The organism is Weissella sp. DD23 (genome assembly GCF_001579105.1).
Taxonomy (GTDB): Bacteria; Bacillota; Bacilli; order Lactobacillales; family Lactobacillaceae; genus Weissella; species Weissella cibaria.
In genome coordinates this window covers 1-1,580 of sequence record NZ_KQ970400.1, presented here as the reverse complement: position 1 = coordinate 1,580, position 1,580 = coordinate 1, and the positions used below count along the sequence as shown (strand labels likewise).

Annotated in this window: 2 protein-coding genes; both read left to right on the top strand. The window is 43.7% G+C overall.

Going from position 1 to position 1,580, the window contains the following annotated elements; translation table 11 throughout:
* Positions 1 to 653, top strand: a 653-nt coding sequence (locus tag WEIDD23_RS11135; protein ID WP_062359037.1) for a zinc-binding dehydrogenase, incomplete at its 5' end; no start/stop codon positions are given.
* 216 nt (positions 654 to 869) lie between these two features.
* A partial coding sequence (locus tag WEIDD23_RS11130; protein ID WP_062359036.1) for a hypothetical protein occupies positions 870 to 1,580 on the top strand: 711 nt, incomplete at its 3' end.

Here is a 1,580-nt window from a genome sequence, read left to right as displayed (position 1 = left end):
ATGTCCGTGGCGGTGAAACCTACGCAGAAGAAGTATTAGTGCCGGAGCGATTGGCGGCACACATTCCTGATAATGTGACATACGCGGCCGCGGTGTCGGTTGTGCTCGGTGGCCAAACTGGATACAGTGGCATTGTCCGCGGATTGCAAGTTAAGGCTGGCCAACATGTTCTGGTTCACGGTGGCTCGGGTTCAGTTGGATTAATGGCAATTCAGGCCGCACTGGATGCTGGTGCCGAAGTGAGCGCCACGGCCAGTGGCTGGGGCTTACAAATGTTGCGCGAGAAGTTCCCGCAAGTGACGGTCTTTGATTATAAGACGGATGATGTTACGACTAACGGGGCTGTGTATGATGCAGTTTACGATACGGTCGGTTCAGATCGGGTGTTGGCGGCCTCATTTAAGGCTACTAAGCAAAATGGTCATGTCTTGTCGATTGTATCGCGTTCACATCGTGATCCACGTTTTGTTCATTTCTTTAACCAAGCGAGTGGTGAAACGGTTCAGACTTTGTTGGATCGTTTGAGCAGTGGTCGCTTTATCAGTGTGATTGATAGCGAATTACCATTGAGCGCTGATAATGTGCGGTTGGATTATGCACGTCTGCAACAGGGTGGCGTGCACGGTAAGTTGATTTTGACGGTTGAACGTTGATATTAAAAAATATATATAATGAATTTTAATTTAAATTTGTATACACTTTTGGAAGCCTCATTTTGGGGCTTTTTTCTTTTATTATTTATTTGTTTACATTACTATATGAACAAAACCCTACTTTTGCAATGTAATGGTAAAATGAAAGATATAGTATGTTGACATACCTTGATAATTAATGTGGAGGAACGTGCCGGTCAACGGCGCCGCAAAAAAATGAAAATTACTAATGAAATGCGACCCATCGATCCAGTTACCTCAAGTGACATTCAGGAAAATGTAATTAAGGAGACGATGCCAGATATCTTAGATATTTTACTTGTGGATAGAACTACATCTGATGCTAAGACACGGCGAAATATTATTTGGGCGAACGATAATTATCTTGGTTATGGTATTAAGGACTATGCGCCAACCGCTCAAATAAAGCCAGACCTTATTACTGGCCTTTCAGATGGCATTATTAAACCTCGTGCGTTAAAGACGAGGGAGCTTCAAAAGGAACGAACTAAGACTAAGGCGGAAGTTTTTACGCCGACTTGGATTGTTGATATGCAGAATTCAGAGGTGAATAAGCAATACGAAAATGATGACTTGGAAACGTATACCAAACGTCGTTGGCTGGAAATAACCGCGGGTGAGGCTCCTTACATGGCATCACGATACGACATGGAAACTGGTGATACGATCCCTATCGCTGACCGTGTTGGGTTTGTCGACCGAAAAATGAAGCGTATCAACCTAGAAGTTTCTGACAAAGCTGAGTGGCAGAGACTTGCCGAAGAAGCATACAAAGCGAGTTTTGGGTTCGAGTGGAGTGGTGATTCACTACTTTTAGCACGTGAAAATCTGCTTTACACATATCGTGACTATTACTTTGACAAGTGGGGCGAAGAACCACTATATGGTTTGTTTGAGAAAATAGCT